This is a genomic window from Leisingera sp. F5, from assembly GCF_001593695.1.
Genome location: NZ_LUKH01000345.1, coordinates 1 through 2782, shown reverse-complemented (window position 1 = coordinate 2782; position 2782 = coordinate 1). Strand labels below are relative to the sequence as shown.

General features: G+C 65.2%; 2 protein-coding genes. Both read left to right on the top strand.

Annotation, left to right across the window (positions count from 1 at the left end):
• Positions 1 to 199: 199 nt before the first annotated feature.
• On the top strand, positions 200 to 820 hold the full coding sequence (locus tag A2I95_RS30025; protein ID WP_291735751.1) for a glutathione S-transferase family protein: 621 nt from the start codon (positions 200 to 202) through the stop codon (positions 818 to 820).
• Positions 821 to 883: 63 nt separating this feature from the next.
• Positions 884 to 2782, top strand: a 1899-nt coding sequence (locus tag A2I95_RS30020; RefSeq protein ID WP_291735749.1) for a pyridoxamine 5'-phosphate oxidase family protein, incomplete at its 3' end; no start/stop codon positions are given.

Below are 2782 nucleotides of genomic sequence, written 5' to 3'. Positions count from 1 at the left end.
GTAAAGGAGCTTTGCGCCGCAACCGCCGCAAAGGTGCGCATGCAGTCCAATTTATCCATCGTTCCCTCCGGTCTGCATATTATGTACCACGCATACATAATCAATCGCCAGATTAGAATATTATCGCCAGGAACGTCATGACGTATCTTCCCGGTGTCTTCAAGCAACCAGGCCTATGCCACATAGAAGGACCCAAGATATGCCGCATCCAATCCGAATTCACGGCTTCCCCCTCTCCGGCCACACCCACCGGGTGGAGCTGTTCGCCAGCCTCGCCGGGATCGCCCATGAAACGATCACCGTTGATCTCGCCGCGGGTGAGCACAAGCAGCCGCCTTTCCTGGCGCTGAACCCCGCGGGCCAGGTGCCGGTGATCGAGGACGGCGGCGATGTAATCACCGATTCCAACGCGATCCTGGTTTACCTGGCGCGCAAATACGCGCCGGCCTGGCTGCCCTCGGACCCATTGCTGGAGGCAGAGGTGCAGAAGTTCCTGACCCTGGCGGCGGGCGAGATCGCCTTTGGCCCGGCGGCAGCGCGGCTGATCACCGTCTTCAACGCGCCGCTGGACGCCGAGGCCTGCAAAACCGTGGCCGCTCGGGTTCTGGGCAAGCTCGACGCCCATATGGAAGGCCGCAGCTTCTTGGTCGGCGATGCCCCGACAATTGCCGATGTGGCGGCCTATGCCTACCTCGCCCACGCGCCGGAGGGCGGCGTCTCGCTGGAACCCTATGCAAATGTCCGCGCCCTGCTGGCGAATATCGAAGGGCTGAAAGGCTTCAAGCCGATGCCTGCCACCAAGGTAGGGCTGGCAGCCTGATCCACTGCGTGGCGGCCTCTGTGCGGGCCGCCGCGTAACTCTCTCAGAACACAGGAGGTTTCCATGACTCCCAATGATGCAACCGGTCCTTCCCCCTTTCATGAGGGCGAACAGGAAATGCAGCGACGCGTCGGCAAGCACGAGATGATGGAGACCTTCGGCCGCCGGGTGATCCGCCCCTTCATGCCGGATCAGCACCGGGCGTTCTATGCCCAGCTGCCGTTCCTGGCGGTTGGCGCGGTGGATCACGAAGGCTGGCCCTGGGCGAGCCTCTTGAGCGGCCAACCCGGTTTTGCCAGCGCACCGGATGCGCGGCATCTGCATGTCGCGCTGAGCGGCGGCACGGAGGATCCCGTCCGCGCTGCGATCCGCAAGGGAGCTGCGCTTGGGATGCTGGGGATCGAGTTGCACAGCCGCCGCCGCAACCGGGTCAACGGGCGCGTTATCGCCGCGGCCCGCAATGGCTTTACCATGCGGGTCGACGAGTCATTCGGCAATTGTCCGCAGTACATCCAGCTCAGGAATCTGAAACCGGCGGAGCGGCAGGCACCCGCCAAGCCTCAGCCCTTCACAGAGCTTGACAGCAGCCACGCGGCGCTGATCTCAGGAACCGACATCTTCTTTGTCGCCAGCCACGTCCCCGCGGGCAGCCACCCCGAGCGCGAAGGCGTCGATGCCTCGTACCGGGGCGGGCGCCCCGGCTTTGTCCGCATTGACGGCAACACCCTGACCATCCCCGATTTCCCCGGCAACAACCACTTCAACACGCTGGGGAACTTCCTGCTGAACCCGCGCGCAGGGCTGGTGTTCCCGGATTTCACCACCGGCAGCCTGCTGATGCTGACCGGCACCGTCGAGCTGCTGGATGAGGATCACCCCGATGTGACAGCCTTCCAGAGCGCCGGCCGCGGCTGGCGGTTCACCCTGCGCCAAGGTCTCTGGCTGGAGGGCGCCCTGCCCTGGCGCGCTGAGCGCGGGGAGTTTTCGCCCAATACGCTGCTGACGGACACCTGGGCTGAGGCAGCGGCGCGCGCGCAGCTGGAAGAACAGCGCAACACCTGGCGCCGCTACCGGATAGCCCGCACCGAACAGGAAAGCACGGTGATCCGCTCCTTCTATCTGGAGCCGGAGGACAGCGGCCCGCTGCTGGCGTCTGAGGCCGGCCAGTTCCTGACCCTCCGGGCCACGCCGCCCGGCGCGGAAAAACCGCTGGTGCGGACCTACACCGTGTCCTCCGCGCCGGGCGAAGGCCATTACCGGATCTCGGTCAAGCGTGAGGAGGCCGGCACTGTGTCCCGTCACTTGCACGCCCATCTGCAAACGGGGGCAGTGATCGAGGCCAAGGCGCCGCGCGGCGGCTTCTTTCTGGATGCGTCACAGGAACGGCCGGCTGTGCTGATCGCCGGCGGCGTCGGCATCACCCCGATGATCGCCATGGCGCGCCACGCGCTGCGTGAGGGGGTCCGCACCCGCCATCTGCGCCCGCTGACCATCCTGCACGCGGCCCGCACCGTCCGGGAACGCGCCTTTGCCCGTGAATTCCGCGATCTGGAACAGGCCTCCGGCGGGCAGATCCGCTATCTCTCGCTGATCAGCGCACCCGCCGCGGGGGAGACCGAGGGCCGGGAATTCGATCTGACAGGTCGGGTCAATGGTGAAACCCTGCAACAGGTTCTGCCGCAGGAAGACGCCGATATCTACCTCTGCGGCCCCGGCGGGTTCATGCAAACCGCCTATGACAGCCTCCTCAGCCTTGGGGTTCATGACACAGACATTCATGCCGAAGCGTTCGGGCCATCCGCCTTGGCGCGCACCCAAGATGCCCCGCGCCTCAAGGAAGCCGTGCCAGAATCCGAAACCGCCATCGTCCGCTTCACCAGATCCGGATTTGAACAGCCATGGACCCCTGCTGACGGGACTCTGCTGGAGCTGGCCGAAAACCATGGCCTGACGCCGGAATTC

Bases quoted from the DNA above. Each gene is read 5' to 3' on its own strand.
- A2I95_RS30025 (WP_291735751.1), top strand. From the start codon at position 200: ATGCCGCATCCAATCCGAATTCACGGCTTCCCCCTCTCCGGCCACACC.